Below are 14,408 nucleotides of genomic sequence, written 5' to 3' on the forward strand. Positions count from 1 at the left end.
TCCTTCGCATGTCAGGCACTAACTTTGTGTCGCCCGGGTGTGAATCGTGTCGCGAACTTCGCAAGATATCGGTGGAAGTCCGTCGAAATGCCGGGGCCATGACTTAGTTGGTGGGGTGGTTTTCCGGCATCGAACCGGTGAGATCCACGATGCGCCCGTTGGCCGCGGCCTCGCGCACTGACCAGATCGCTGCGATTGCCGCATCCTCGTCCTTAAAAGCCTCGGAGGTGAGGAGCACGTCGCCATTTCCGGTAACAAGTTGGAACCGCAGACAGGCATCCGCGTCAACGTAGAGATTGAATTGTGAGGCCATTGTGGTGCTTCCTTGTCTGGGGGTAGATGCGCCCCGGGCCTTTGCGCGCCCAAGCGTTTGGATCATCGGCTTCGTCGACGGTTCCAGGCAAGAAAAGCCAGGTAGAAGGCCAGCAAGCCGCAAACGAAGTAGACGATCCAGTACGGGAATCCAATGTTGGCTTGGCGCCCTGCCAGGGTTTTCTGTTCCGGGGCGCCTTTGGGGATGTCTGCGATCCGGGAGGCGTGAACTAGGAGCCGGTGTGAGTTCACTCCGATGGGGGTACACGTTACCAAAGTGATGGAGTCCTCCCCCGCGGTGATTTTCAGTGAGGAAATGTCATCCGGTTTGACCACTTCGATCCTGTCGACCTTGTAGAGGAACGTGTGGTCCATGACTTCGGTGGAGAAGATGTCACCCGTTTTCGCGCTGTGGAGGGGATTGAAGAGTTCCGCATTCGGGATCCCCGAGTGCGATGTGAGGACGCTGTGCGTGCCTGGGCCGCCTACGGGAAGGGAGGAGCCATAGAGGTGGCCCACGCCTTTGGCTAGAACGTCGTCGCTGGTTCCGTGGAAGATCGGCAGATCAATGTTCAGGGACGGGTAGCGGAATCTTCCGATCACGTCGTCGTTGGCTACGTTCAACTGGCTCTTATAATCCCGCAGCTGCCCTTCCAATGCCGGCATCGGGGCTTGGGCGGAGTACGGGTCCCGCAGCTGTCCGGCAGGGATCCGGGAGTTGTATTCGCGTGTCCGTTCCAACACTTTCGTCCGGGCCGAGGGTTCAAGCTGTTCGACTTCCTGCGCATAGCCGGAAAGTTGGCTGCTGTGGGATATCGAGCTGAACCAGTCAGCTGCCTGGGGGTAAAGGACCAGGCCCAGGCCGAATGCGGCGATGACCATCATCGTGACAAGTCTGCGGTAAGCAAGACCTGATCGGATGCGCTTGCTTCCCGCCGCCGGTCTCCGGCCTTCCGGTCCGGGTTCGGAACCCTCCATGAATTCTTTGAGGGTTTGGGTCATTGGGGCCTCTTGCTTTGATGGACGGGAGCGGCATGGGGCATCCACCGCAGTGGTGGATGCCCCATACCCTGCATCAAGGGATGCGGGTCACCGAGGGGTGTTTACTTTGCCTCGTTACGCTTCCGTCGGCCGGTGACCATGAAGAGACCGGCGCCTGCCAGCACGAGGATCCCGCCGGCGGTCAGGGCCCAGGTTCCCACACCACCGGTGAGGGGCAGCTGGAACCCGGCGTTGTGCGGGACGTTGTTGATCGTCACTGTGACCACTGACGGGTCGTTGCTGGTGACCGTGGTCTCGACCGGCTGGGCGAGCAGCTCGTAGCCCGACGGGGCTTTGGTCTCCACGAGCCAGTAGCTCTGGTAGCCGGGCTGGCCCGAGGTCACTGTTGCCCCGTTGGCCCAGTTGGAGTAGCGCAGACCGGAGATCACCAGGTTGCCGCTGGCATCGGTGGTCCAGGAACTGACACCTCCGACGCTGATCGCGTTCGTGCCGGCCAGGGCATCGGCCCGGCTCGGGTAGACCGAGAACAAGGCCCCGGCCAGGGCCGCGGAGCTCTGGGAATCCTTCTTGTGGAGCACGATGTCGCCCCACTTGGTAATAACTGGAGGAGTGACGACCGGACCGTTGGGCTGGCCCGGAGTGATGGTGAAGCTGGCCGCGTTCGGGTAGACAAGGGCCGTGTTCGCGACCTCACCGACCGTACTGACGGTGGTGTTCACCGTCACCAGGACCTTGGCCGTGGGGTTGGCCGCCAGCACGGCCCGGCCGGTGGCGGTGAAGTCGACCGTGAGGGTATTCGTGGCCGTGTCGAACACGACCGTGTAATCGGTGTTCAACACCAGTGCCGCGTTGTTCGAAAGCGCCACCGTCGAGCTGGTGTAGCTCAGCTTCGAATCGAGCTTGTCGACAATCCGGTACCCATCGATCGGGTTCACGTTGGGAATGTCGGACGTGATGGTCCACGTTACCGCGTCACCAAGCTTGATCACGGAGGCGTCGTTCACGGTCTTCGTCGCCGTAGTCACGGCGTTCTTGGGGTAGACGTTCACGTCATACAGCCACCCGTTCCCGCCCGCGGGGTCCGTCATCGGAAGGGTCACCAGGAACGGGGCCGAGGGAGTGACACCAGCGGGATAGCCGGTCTCCGTCACCAGATACAGGCCCAGCGGCAGGTTCCCCAAGCTCGCCGTTCCGCTCGCGTCCGTCGTGGTCGTGGAGCCCGGGGTGGCCGCCTGCGCCGCGGCCTGGGCCGGCGTCAAGGCAGCAGCGGCAGTCCATCCCGCGTTGGTGGTCAGGTCAATGTTGTTCACCTTCTGCACCGTGAACGTCACCCCCGCCATCGGGGTCAGGGCCGCGGTCTGGGCCGGGGTCAGTGCCGTTCCATCGTTAGGCAGGTTCGTCGGCGTCGCCGGCTTCTCGTACTTATGGATGGTCAACGAACCTGTCTTGGACGGATCGATGTTCGCGGTGTTCGCCGCGTGTGCACCTCCGGCTCCGAGGGCGAGCATCCCAGCTGAGGCTATTGCGGCCAAAGAGGCTATTATGCCGCGCCTCACCTTCGATGATTTCATCGTGTTCCTTTCTTGTTCCCCCATTGATTTGCGCGGAGCTGCGCTAAGGAGTTTGGGTTTGTGGGGTCTTGTTCGCTCGCCTGAAGACGATGAGGGCGAGGGAAATCATGAGGGCGAGGATCCCGAGAACCGTTCCGCCGAAGATGCCGGCAGTGCCTGGCCCGCCGGCGAATGGAAGCTTGACGGACGCCATATCCAGAACGGTGATGGTCTGGTTGTTTGCCGTTACCGACGTTCCTGCGGTGGCCGGGTCCAAGGCGATGCTGCCGTTCGGCGCAATGGTGAACTTCACGGGGGTGGCCAGAAGCGAGTAGCCGTCCGGGGCTTTGGTTTCGAGCAGCCAGTAGGTCCCCGGAAGCAAATTCCTGACCTCGACCAGTCCGGGCGACCCGGATACCGGGCTGTTCACTCCGACGACGGTGGGGCCCATTTGCCCGGCAGCATCATTGTGGATCTCAAACGTCGAGCCGGTCAGCGGGACGGGGGAACCCTGGATTGTCCCGGGTCCTGCCTTTTGCAGGAACAGGTGGCCGGTAGTGGGATTCGTGGTGAAACATGCAGGGTCAAGTGGCGCCGAGCCTCCGGTGACGCATCGTGCCGGAGGGAGGATCCCGTTGCCGGTTGCCCCGTTCTTCACTGTGACGAGCCATGCATTCGTGTTGACAGTCACCGAGTAGGTCAACACCGCCGCGCCGTTGCCGGGGAGACTGAATGGAAGCGTAGCCAGCTTCATGTCAGGACCGGGGTCCGGGACTACGAATGGTGTACCGCCATTGACGGTCAGCTTCGCCGAGCCGGCCGTGAACGTGGAGTTGTTCAGTACCTGGCTCAGGTCATCGCTGAGGATGACACCGGTGACGGGGGTGACGGTGGAGTTGGTGGCGGTCACCGTATACGTGATCACCCTGTTTGCGCTGGGGTCGCCCGGATTGAGGTAAGTTCCGGAGGCCGGGAAGGCGGTCTTGCCCAGGGTCCACGAGCCCACGGGGTTGACAGTGCAGGTGATGCTGCCGTCCGGGCAGCTCGATGGCGGGATGATGGTGGCTGACGGTGTCAGGTAATTCTCGAGCGACGCATCACCCAGGTTGCCAACGCTATTGACCTTCACCTGATACGTGACGACGCTTTTCGCGCCGGCAGCCACTATGCCCGTGACGGCCAAGGTTTTAGGCGCCGCCCCCGAGTTGTTCGTGACAACCAAGGGAGTCCCGCTCGTGGAGGTTGTGGTGATCGAGTTGGCCACGAAGCTCGAGGCATCCAGAACGTCCCCGAGCCAGTCGGTGAAACTGACAGCGGCCGGTGCAGAACCGCTCGTGTTGTCGAAGGTCAGCGAGTAGCTCAGAACCTGCCCGGGCTGGACCATGGTGCCGGCCACGGGGTCCACGCTCTTGGAGGCCACCAGATTGGGCGTGAGGGCGTCGCAGGCGGAGTTGTCCGTCGTCGGGCCCTGCTCTTGGCCAGCCGGTAACGCAACCGAGTTGAACAGGCCGGTGCCGGGGCCCGCGCACGCCGCTGGTTGGCTGGTGTTCGTGTAGTGGAACGTCACGGCGAGATTGAAGGTCTGCGTGGCTCCCGGGCCGATGGCGATTCCCGGCTGGGCCAGCGCGTATGGACCGGGTGTCGGCGACGACCCACCAGCAGGAGCCCCGGTCCCGGTAGTCGTCCAAGCAGCACTCGTTGCAGCCAGGTTCGGGGCGAACGCCGGAGTGTCGGCCAGGGTACCGTAAGTGCCGGCCGCCGAGCCGGTGTTGGAGACGGTGACGGTGTAGTTGGCGACAAAGTTGCCGTTCGCATCCGGACCGGTGACCGTGCCGGCCTGCTTGGCTACGTTGATGATCGGCTGGGCGGTGTTTGACAAGGTGCAGGTAATGTTCGCCCCGGCCACCGGCGTGATGGCCAGCGAACCGCTGAACGCGGCCCCGACGGGCAAACCGGCCTGCAGGCCGAACGAGTCCGTACAGGTAATGGTGCCGGCATAGTTCGCAAGGTTGGCCGTACCGGCGGCCGCTTCGGTCAGGGTATACACGGTTCCAGCCGTGGCCACGTAGGCGCCGGTGGTGCCGGTTCCCGCAGTTACTGAGGATCCCGTTCCTGTCGTGGTTGAGTTGGTGGTGTTGTTAACCACCGCGCCCGTCGCCCCGCCGGTGCGGATCTGCACGGTGAACTGGTCCGTTGCCGCCCCGCGCGGTGCTCCGAGCGCCTTGGTCAAGGTAATCCGCGGCGCCCGGACGGTCAGGGTGGCGTTCGCCGGCGGGTTGAGGTTGGTCACGATGTTGGCCGGGCCGTTGACATACGTCCCCTCCGCCGCGGCGGTCACGTTGAACGTGATGGTGCAGGATGCCTGCCCCGCGGCAAGATCACCGCCCGTCGCAGTGAAGGTGTTCGCTCCGGCAGTCGCCGTGCGGACGAACCCTGCGCCGGTCACCTGTGCACATGTTCCGCCGATCACGGGAGTCGGAGCGATCACGACGCCGGCAGGCAGCGTGTCGGTGATACTCCAGTCGTTCTTCGCCTTCAGGTCGCTGGTGTTGGTCACCGTGAGCGTCACCATGGACGTCTGGCCGGGGGCAATGAGCGCCGGACCGAACGATTTGTCCAACTGCGGGGTGACGTCGACGATCTGGGGCAGGTCGAACGCCACGTCGTTACCCGAGCCATTGGTCTGCGCGTTGTACAGCGACAGCCCGAGGTTCGCAGTCGTCCCGGCCGGAACCATGTACGCCGCTGACTGCAGTTTGGTCACCTGAGTCGACCAGTCAGTGGAACTCGTGCATGGGTTCAGCCCGGAGCTCAGCACGATCGGAGTGCCGTTCACGAGAAGACTGAATGTCTCCTGCGGTTGACTGGCGCCGCCCTGGGCAGGACAGTTCACGGCGGCGAAATAGGCCGACACCGCGTAGTAGTGCCCGGCGATCGCGGGAATGGTCTTCACTGTGCGGAATTCCGTGCCGGCGGTGATGGAACCGCTCGACGCATTCGTGTACTCCGTCAGAGCCTGGTTCGTTTGCGCCTGCGCCGGGCTCTGCCCCTGCGCCATGCCGAGTGCTTGGGCCATGCTCCGAAGTGAGGGCCACGTCGTGCCGAGGTTCCGCTGGCAGCCAGCGTCGGAGGCCGGAGGGTTAGGCGTGGTCCAACTCATGATCCACCCATTGCACTGGTTCCCGGCCGGAGTCCACTGCGGGTCCGCCGTGTACGTCGAGAACGCGGCTGCCGCACCGCCGGTGTAGTTCAGGATGTTGATGGCAGCCGCGGAAGCATCCTGATTGGAAAAATCCTCGGTGTAGACCGGAGTACCCGCCTGAGGCACTCCCGGGGTTCCCGGCGTCGTCGCATATGCGGGTGAAGGCAAGGTACCGCCCAAACCAAGGCCGACAATCGTTGCTGTGAGGAGAATTGCCAGTAGCTTGGCTGGAAGGGACTGCTTCATAGGCTTTCTTGCTTCACTTTCGGGAGCGGGCACACAGGTGGTCTCTAGCCATCAAGTGCGCGCTTCCCGCGATTCGTGTCGCAGAAAACAGGTTGAATTTTTGAATGAAGCGGGGGAGAAACGGCCACCCACTGGAACAGTGGGAGCAATTCGCGGATCGTGACGCGAAAGTTGGAAAGTATTTTCGGAGCGTGACATCGGCCGGATCAGGTTCCGGGCGCCGCAGCCGCCTATTTTACTTCGGTGGGCTTCCGGCGGCCGGTGACCATGAACAGGCCTGCGCCTGCCAGCACGAGGATTCCGCCCGCAGGCAGGGCCCAGGTTCCTACGCCGGTGAGCGGCAGCTGGAATCCAGCGTTCTGCTTGATGTTGCCGATCGTCACCGTCACAGCCGAGGGGTCGTTGCTGGTGACCGTGGTCTCGACCGGCTGGGCGAGCAGCGCGTACCCGGACGGGGCTTTGGTCTCCACCAGCCAGTACGACTGGTAACCGGGCTGACCGGGGCTGACGGGCTTTCCGTTCGCCTTGTTGGAGTAACGCAGCCCCGAGATCACCAGGTTGCCGCTGGCATCGGTGGTCCAGGAACTGGAACCTCCGACGCTGATCGCGTTGGTACCGGCCAGCGCATCAGCCCGGCTCGGATACACCGAGAACCCGGCACCGGCCAGGGCAGCCGAACTCTGGGAATCCTTCTTGTGCAGCACGATGTTGCCCCACTTCGTCACCGCCACCGGAGGCGTGACCACGGGACCGCCGGGCTGGCCCGGAGTGATGTTGAAGCTGGCCGCATTCGGGTAGACAAGAGCCGTGTTCGTGACCTCACCGACCGTGTTCACGGTCGTGTTCACCGTGACCACGACCTTCGCGGTGGGGTTGGCAGCCAGAATCGCCCGGCCGCTTGCGGTGAAGTCGACTGTGAGGGTGTTCGTGGCCGTGTCGAACGCGATGCTGTAGTCCGTGTTCAGCGCCAGCGCGGCACTGTTGGAGAGCGCCACGGTCGAGTTGGTGTAGCTCAGCTTCGAATCGAGCTTGTCGACGATCCGGTACCCATCAATCGGGTTGACGTTGGGAATGTCGCTGCTGATGGTCCACTGCACGTTGTCACCGAGCTTGACCACCGACGCATCATTCACGCTCTTCGTGGCCCCGGTCACCGCGTTCTTGGGATAGACGTTCACGTCATACAGCCAGCTGTTCCCGCCGGCCGGGTCCGTCATGGGAACCGTCACCAGGAACGGGGCCGCAGGAGTCACACCGGCCGGGTAGCCGGTCTCGGTCACCAGATACAGGCCCAGCGGAAGATTCCCCAAGGTCGCCGTTCCGGCCGCGCCGGTCGTGACCTTCGAACCCGGGGTCGCCGCCTGCGTCACGGCCTGGTCCGGCGTCAGCGCTGCCGCCGCAGCCCAGCCCGCATTCGTCGTCAGATCAATATTGTTGACCTTCTGGACCGCGAACGTCACCCCGGCCATCGGCGTCAGTCCCTGCAACTGGGCGGCAGTCAGAACCGTTCCGTCGTTGGGCAGGTTGGTCGGCGAGGCCGGCCTCTCGTACTTGTGGATGGTCAACGAACCCGTCTCACGAACGGGGTTCGTGATGCCGGTTCCGGAATCAACCACCCTGGCTGTCTCCCGCGGCGCAGGAACCGCTTCGGGCACGATTGGCGCGGGCGCCGGGGGTTGCGGCACCGCAATGGCGGGCGGGTCCGACGTCGGCGCCAGGCTTGGCGGGGGCGCCGTCGGGCCACGTTCCGGCGCGGACTGCGGGGCTGACGGGGCGATGCTCGGAACATCGGCTTCAGCCATGGGCGTCGGGCTAGCCTGTCCAAGCCACATGAGGATGCCTGCAATCGCGAGGCCTCCCAGGACCATGGCGGCGACTGCCATCTTCCAGAATCCACCCACCGACCGCAGTCCCGCGGCGGCCGGTTCGGCCCCTCCCCGAAGGAACGACTCCCGAAGGAACGGCTCGGGAAGGAATGGCTCCGGGAGAACCCCTCCGGGAAGAAGCGACTCCAGGAGTACGGTTCCGGGGAAAAATCCGGCGGTCACTGCCGGTGTAAAGACCACCCCGACCACCAAGGGGAAGACAAGCGCCCTCATGCCCGCCTGGACATCGTTGAGTTCCACCAGCACAGCCGTGCACTTCGGACACTCCTCCAGGTGGGCCTTGACCTTTTCCTGTGACGCACGTTTCAGGCCGTTGCGGACGTACTTTCCGAGCAAGCTCGAAAATTCAACGCATGAGTCGTCGCTGGCCACATTGACGTGGTTTTGCAAGTAGGCCTGCCGGAGCCCCTCACGCGCCCGGATCACGAGCGAGGAGACGCCGTTGGGGCTCAATCCGATGAAGGGTGCGGCCGCGGCAGGTTTCAGGCCTTCGATGTCCACGTGCCAGAGGGCCGCTTGCCAGCGTTCCGGAAGCGACTTGAACGCCTTCGCCATCGTGCTGGACTCAAAGGCGTCCAGAACGGTGTCCGCGTCGACGACAACGGTATCTAGGACGTCGACGTCGCCCACGACCTGGGTACGCCTGGACTTCCGGTTCCGGTCATGGGCAATTCGCCGCACGGCAGTCAGAAGATAGGAGCGGAAGAAATGGTCCGGTCCCTTGCCCTCAGTGAGGGCTTGGAAAATCGAAGCAAACGCCTCGGACACGACGTCGTCGGCGTCACTGACATTGTCCGTCTGGGCACGGGCGACAAACTTGGCCGCTGCCAAATGCCGCTGAAACAGCACATCGAAGGCGGAAGCATCGCCGTCACGCACCATGGCCATGATTTGAGGGTCGCTGTGCCCGACGGCCATCGACGCGTCTCCGCCATTCGAACCGTCCTCTGAAACCTGCCCCATAACCATCCAGTGTGACAGCCGAAATTGCATGTGACTTGAATCTTACGCAGGACCGGTTATTCGACGGCAGCGAGTTTGGCCCGCGGCAACACGATTCCGCCGCGAGCCGCACTCAACTGGCATGACCCGACGCCGCCCACTCCGCTCAGCACCGCTTGCCCGAAAGAAACATGTCGGGAATATTGTCCTCGTTTACGGGGCCGACAAGTCGGCGGCAGCCCCGGGCGAGACCATTATTTTCACCGCATGGATCATCAATGATTCCAAGGTCCTACTCCGCAACGTGTGCCTCATTCCTCGCTCCTTCACCAATGAAGGAATGGAGAGCCTTGATTACAGTTCCAAGCCCCACGATTGGGACTTGGATATCGGGACGTTGTCCTCCGGAGAATCAGCGATGTTGAGCTTTTCGTACGTGGTCAGTGCCTCCGATCACCGGCACGGCGGCGAGCTTGTCAGCGCCATGGGGGTCGCCGGATTGTCCCGAGGCCGGGTAATCCGCGACGAACACGACGCCATTGTGGCCCTCAAACAATAGATCTTAAGCAAAACTGCGTCACGATCCCGCGTCCGCAGCCACTCATTAGTGACACGACCACTCATCGCAGTCGGCGGGAAGTTCAGATGATTCAACGCACTCCGCGGCCGAATGACTACTCGTTGTCCGGTTCCCCCACCGGCGGTTCCGCTGGCCAATCAACGTCGAGCTCGTAGCCCTCATGCTTGCGCAGATAGGCCGCGATGAACGGGCAATGCGGAATGATCCGCTTGCCGGAGGCGACGACGTCGTCCAAGGCAAAGTGCGCCAGGACCTTGGCCAGCCCGCGGCCTTTGAACTGCGCGCGCGTCTCGGTGTGGAGGAAGTCGATGTGGCCGGGCTTGTCCATAAACTGCGAGATCACGGCTACTTCACCGTCAACCAGAAGCTCGTAGCGGTGGAATTTGTCGTTCCTGACCGTTGTGACGTCCGGGCTGAACGACTCTGCGGTTGAATCCGTGAACTCAGTCATGAGTCGAGATTCGCACGTAAACCGGGCTCTGGCAATGGCACCGCAGGGGCATCGGGAACCGCGGCGGAAAGGACTCCGGCCGGCACCCGTCCCAGTAGTAACACTCCCAGCGCGAAGCACGCCGCTCCCCCAGCGAGAAGGGTCAGCGTGAGTCCGTTGAAGGCGGCGTCCACCACCGGAATGAAGACCACGACGCCGGCAGTCACCACCGCGACGTGCGTCCTGCCGCGCGCGTGGCTGGCCGCCGTCGGGCGCTCCTCAAGCCTGCCGCACAGCAGCAGGACCGGGAGCAAGAGCAGGAGGACGCCGAGCAGCACCAGTGGGCGGGCCCACCACCATTCGGCCGTACCGGCCGCCGGTTTGGGGAAGCCAGTGAGCAGAAGCAGCCCCGACATTGCTGCGAGCAGGGGCAAATGCCACAGATAGACCGTCATGGACCGCCGGCCCGCCACGGCCACCACCCAACGGATCCAGCGCACGCCAGCCACCCAGGCAAGGCCGGGGCGCAGCAGCTGGAGCGTTGCTGCCTGGGACAGGCCCAAGAGCAGCATGCAGAAGTTGGGCGGATTCAGGTCCACGATCATGTTTCCGGAGTAGACCCCGATCCCGGTCACGAACCCCAGCAGCAGGTTGCTGCCCACGATCAACCCCGCGAACCAGCCCCGGCTGCGCCCGGCGAAGATGCCGTCGGCGATGAAGAAGCCGAATTGCTGGACCGCGCACCACACAAAGAGCATGTTGACGAAGGCGAGCATCGGAAACGCCCCGCGCAGGGAGTCAAGGGTGATCACGGCGGCCACGAGCCCGCCGAGGGTCAACCACGGGGAATGTCCGTGCAGCCGGGCCAGCAAGGGAACGCTGAGTTGAGTTGCGAGGTACGCGGCCAGGAACCACAAGGGCATGCCCGCCCCAGTCGCGATGAGCTGGACCACTTCCGGGTCGACGCCAAGCAGGCTTGCGGCCCACAACCCCACGAACATCGAGGCCAGCAGCGCAGTTGCCGGACGGATGAGACGCAAAAGCCTCAGTTGCGCATAATCGACGCCGGAGCCGCCGCGCGCACGCAAGCGACGCCACGATTCCAGTCCCGTGATGCCGCCAAGGACGAAGAACAGCGGCATCACTTGGAACACCCACAGGACGGGTTCGAACCAGTGCTGCTCCATGAGCGTGTTTTCAGTGGTGACGGTGCCGTCCGGGTGCAGGACCGGGCTGACCATCATGCAGTGCGAGAGCACCACCAGGATGAGGCAGAAGAACCGGGCGAGATCGATCACGGGATCACGTGAGCGGCCAAATGCGGCCATGGCCACGGACGTCTTTTGTTGCCTCGAGAATCCCATTACGCTCCCTCGCGAACTGCTGAGATCATTGTCCGCCCGCTCGACGGTGGGAACCAGAGCGGGCGAACGTGCGAATTCGTGGGTGCGGCCCGCGAGCTGCGTTCCGGAACGCAGCTGTGGAACCGCACCCACGGTCACGGCGTTTAGCGACGGACGTTCAGCAGCCGTTCCCGTTGCCGCGGATCGCTGGCCGCCGCGCAGGCCGCCAGGGCCAGGCCGAAGGCGCCTTCCAAGACCGCCCGGTCCGCGGAAGCGGACGAGCCGTGGGCAGCAAACTCGGCGGTGTGGTGGGCGGCCCCGCCCACGTCGTAGCCGAGCAGCGGATGGATGCTTGGGACCAGTTGCGAGACGTTGCCCATATCCGTGGAAGCTACTGGATCTTCGTTGAACGCGACAGCCCTCCCTCGGGCGGACATCGCTTCCCGGTAGGCCTCGGAAAGGTACCGGTCCTGCCTGAGTTCGGCGTAGGCGTTACCCGTGGGCGTGACCTTGAGGGCGCTCCCGCTGGCAAGTGCGCCCGCCTCCAGGCAGCGCCGCACGCGTTCCTCGATGGTTCGCAGGTTCTTGAGGCTCGGTGAACGCATTTCCACGCTCGCCCGGGCACGCTCCGGTATGACGTTGACGGCGCTCCCGCCTTCCGTCACGATCAACGAAACAACCGAGGCGGGCGGAAGTTGCTGCCGTGCCAAGGCAATGGCCGTCTGTGCAATCACGAGCGCATCGAGGGCATTGACCCCCTCGGATGGAGCGGCCGCGGCATGCGCGGGGCGCCCTTCATAGAGCACGTCCCACATACCCATGGCCAGGGACGAGCCGCCGATGACGTCCTCGGCGCCTGCATGGGCCATCATCGCCAGGGATACGTCTTCGAAGAAGCCCTCGCCGATGAGATCGACCTTGCCGCCGCTTGTCTCTTCCGCCGGAGTGCCGAGGACCTTGACAGTGATCCCGAGCCCGTCGGCGACGGAGGCGAGCGCGAGTGCCGCGCCCACGGCACAGGCGGCGTTCACGTTGTGTCCGCACGCGTGGCCAATGGTCGGCAAAGCATCGTATTCAACGCACAGTGCGACCACCAGCTCACCGGTCCCGAACCTCGCGCTGAAGGAAGCAGGGAGCAGTGGCTGCGGACCGTCAAAGCTGAAGCCTGCGCTCCGGAGCAGCCCGCTAACCCGCTTGGCGGCACGGAACTCCTGCCCGCTGAGCTCGGGATCGGCGTGGATCGCGTGGCTCAGGCCAAGGACTTCCGGCTCCCACCTTTCCAGCGCGGCGGAGACGGAGCGCTCGACGGCGGCCGGTGAGGTCGTGGTGGGCGTTGCGGTTTCCGGGGACCCGGCCTTCATGGCGGCGGCTTTCAAGGCAGCAGCTTTCATGCGCCCATCACCGCGGCTTGGCGCTTAGGGTAGCGGGCGGCTGCTGCCGCAGCGATCAGGGCCGCGATGGCCAGGGCAATCCAGATCGACAGGAGGCCCCCCTCGCTGATATGCCCTGACTGGACTGAAGACGAGGAGATGAGCTTCACGACGGCGGCACCCACCGCAATGCCAACGGACAGCGCCAGTTCGTTGAGGCCGGCCGCCGTCGAGGTTTCCTCAAGCGGAACGCCCTCCACAGACAGTGCCCGGGTTCCCGCCTGATACATGCCAAGGCTCAGGTTGAACATGGCGAAACCGGCGCAGTAGCCGGCCAGGGAGCCGTGCGCAGCTGCCATGACCAGGAAGCCGCCCGCCAGCAGGAGACCGGCGAATACCAGGGTCGCACGCTCGCCGAACAGGCTAAGAGCCCTCGAGGTCAGGAGCGAGGAAAGCAGCGAGAGCACCGATGCGGCGGCCAGGACGATGGCGATCATGAGCGGGCTCAGCGCGAAGCCGTAGCCGGTCTTGTCAGGGTTCGAATACAGGAAGATCCCGTTGGTGCCGAAGTAGCTGATGGAGGCGAAACCGAAGAAGAAGGTGGCCAGCGAGACCGTCCGGATGCGCGGTATGGCGAGCATCCGCAGGTCCATGAAGCGCTTGCCGTTCACGCTTCGAGCGTCCAGGACCACCCAGTAGGCCATCAGCGCGAGGCCGATGATTCCGGATCCCAGGGTCTTGGCATCCAACCAGCCCCAGTCCGGGCCCATCGAAAGGGCCACCACGAAGCCGATCAGGCCGAGGGAACATGCCAGGAGCGGCACCAAGGCGAGTCCTTCGCGGGTGGGGGTCCCGGCGTCAGGCAGGACGAAGGAGCAAAGCAGCCCCACAACCGCGAACGGCACCGCTACCCAGAAACCGAGGGTGGGATCGTCGACGCCGATGATCCCGGCAAGCAGGCCGCCTGCGCCAACCATGATCATGAGCATGCCGATCATCACGCTCACGCCGGTGCGGGTCTGCGCCGGGCTGCTCACCCGCAGGATGCCCATCATCAGCGGAATGAAGCCAACCACGCACGTGAGCATGACGACGCCGATTGTCACCGTCCACAGCGAGGGCCACAACGCCATCATGAGGACGCCGGCCGCGACTACCGCCGTCGACCAGCGGAGCACGAGCCTGTAGCCATAGCTGTCGCCGAGCCGCGAGATGATCGGCGTGAGCACGGCAAAGCTCACGTTTGAGATCAGGAAAATGCCGTTGATGGTGGGGTCATCGATCGAAAAGCTCGGCCCGAGGGCGGGGAGGATCGGGTTCAGGTAACCCTGGGTGACCCCACTGAGTGATTCGATCAGGGCCATCGCCACGATCATTCCGGTGATGGTCCGGCGTGCGACGGCTGCCGTCGCCGGAGGTGCTGTCTTGCTTGCCATGTGCTTCCTTGAGTGTTGGGGGCGTCGTTGCCTGGGCGTTGGGATGCAAGTAGGGGTGATGCGAGTCACAACGTTAGGTCCGCCGTCTACACTGGCTAGGAATTTGTTT

Annotated in this window: 10 protein-coding genes; 1 reads left to right on the forward strand and 9 read right to left on the reverse strand. The window is 63.9% G+C overall.

Going from position 1 to position 14,408, the window contains the following annotated elements:
• Positions 1-103: 103 nt before the first annotated feature.
• From ABH924_RS14955 to ABH924_RS14975, 5 genes are all read right to left on the reverse strand, one after another.
• Positions 104-313, reverse strand: coding sequence for a YegP family protein (locus ABH924_RS14955; protein WP_404499971.1), 210 nt, complete (start codon positions 311-313; stop codon positions 104-106).
• A gap of 62 nt (positions 314-375) precedes the next feature.
• Positions 376-1,314: a class C sortase gene (locus ABH924_RS14960; RefSeq protein WP_404499973.1), complete on the reverse strand. Its 939-nt coding sequence runs from the start codon at positions 1,312-1,314 to the stop codon at positions 376-378.
• A 101-nt stretch (positions 1,315-1,415) separates the two neighbouring features.
• Positions 1,416-2,909 (reverse strand): SpaH/EbpB family LPXTG-anchored major pilin, encoded by a 1,494-nt coding sequence (locus tag ABH924_RS14965; protein ID WP_404499975.1) that lies wholly within the window; start codon positions 2,907-2,909, stop codon positions 1,416-1,418.
• A 19-nt stretch (positions 2,910-2,928) separates the two neighbouring features.
• Positions 2,929-6,312 (reverse strand): SpaA isopeptide-forming pilin-related protein, encoded by a 3,384-nt coding sequence (locus tag ABH924_RS14970; protein WP_404499977.1) that lies wholly within the window; start codon positions 6,310-6,312, stop codon positions 2,929-2,931.
• 230 nt (positions 6,313-6,542) lie between these two features.
• The gene (locus ABH924_RS14975; protein ID WP_404499979.1) at positions 6,543-9,161 is read right to left on the reverse strand and encodes a SpaH/EbpB family LPXTG-anchored major pilin; all 2,619 of its coding nucleotides are present in this window, start codon (positions 9,159-9,161) and stop codon (positions 6,543-6,545) included.
• A 121-nt stretch (positions 9,162-9,282) separates the two neighbouring features.
• Between ABH924_RS14975 and ABH924_RS14980 the strand changes: the two genes are divergently transcribed.
• On the forward strand, positions 9,283-9,699 hold the full coding sequence (locus tag ABH924_RS14980; RefSeq protein ID WP_404499981.1) for a hypothetical protein: 417 nt from the start codon (positions 9,283-9,285) through the stop codon (positions 9,697-9,699).
• 115 nt (positions 9,700-9,814) lie between these two features.
• Here ABH924_RS14980 and ABH924_RS14985 read toward each other — a convergent pair whose 3' ends face one another.
• The 4 genes from ABH924_RS14985 to ABH924_RS15000 form a co-directional block, all read right to left on the reverse strand.
• On the reverse strand, positions 9,815-10,171 hold the full coding sequence (locus tag ABH924_RS14985) for a GNAT family N-acetyltransferase (protein WP_404499983.1): 357 nt from the start codon (positions 10,169-10,171) through the stop codon (positions 9,815-9,817).
• The gene (locus ABH924_RS14990; RefSeq protein ID WP_404499985.1) at positions 10,168-11,514 is read right to left on the reverse strand and encodes an acyltransferase; all 1,347 of its coding nucleotides are present in this window, start codon (positions 11,512-11,514) and stop codon (positions 10,168-10,170) included. Before ABH924_RS14990 ends, ABH924_RS14985 begins: the two co-directional genes overlap by 4 nt.
• 143 nt (positions 11,515-11,657) lie before the next feature.
• Complete coding sequence (locus ABH924_RS14995) at positions 11,658-12,884, reverse strand: amidohydrolase (protein WP_404499987.1); 1,227 nt, start codon at positions 12,882-12,884, stop codon at positions 11,658-11,660.
• A complete protein-coding gene (locus ABH924_RS15000) occupies positions 12,881-14,299 on the reverse strand; it encodes an MFS transporter (protein WP_404499989.1) in 1,419 nt (472 codons plus the stop codon). The genes ABH924_RS14995 and ABH924_RS15000 overlap by 4 nt, the downstream gene beginning before the upstream one ends.
• Positions 14,300-14,408 lie beyond the last annotated feature (109 nt).

Source organism: Arthrobacter sp. GAS37, from assembly GCF_044908325.1.
Taxonomy (GTDB): Bacteria; Actinomycetota; Actinomycetes; order Actinomycetales; family Micrococcaceae; genus Arthrobacter; species Arthrobacter ramosus.